The organism is Bradyrhizobium sp. SHOUNA76, from assembly GCF_023006445.1.
In the GTDB taxonomy this organism is placed as follows: domain Bacteria; phylum Pseudomonadota; class Alphaproteobacteria; order Rhizobiales; family Xanthobacteraceae; genus Bradyrhizobium.
In genome coordinates this window covers 1-223 of record NZ_JALBHA010001214.1, presented here as the reverse complement: position 1 = coordinate 223, position 223 = coordinate 1, and the positions used below count along the sequence as shown (strand labels likewise).

The 223-nt window shown below is 61.9% G+C and carries 1 protein-coding gene; it reads left to right on the top strand.

Annotated features, from left to right (window positions below):
- Positions 1–223 (top strand): electron transfer flavoprotein subunit beta/FixA family protein (locus tag MOV74_RS41385; protein ID WP_404979245.1); only part of this gene is annotated, 223 nt, incomplete at both ends.

Sequence of the window (223 nt, the reverse complement as noted above, 5' to 3'; positions counted from 1 at the left end):
GTCGCAGGCGACGTTTGCCTCGAAGCTCGAGGTCGAAGGTTCTGACTTCAAGGTCACCCGCGAAGTCGATGGCGGGCTCCAGACCGTGAAGCTGAAGGGACCGGCGATCGTGACCACCGATCTGCGTCTCAACGAGCCGCGCTACGCCTCGCTGCCGAACATCATGAAGGCCAAGAAGAAGCCGATCGCGGACAAGACCGTCGCCGATTACGGCGTCGATGTC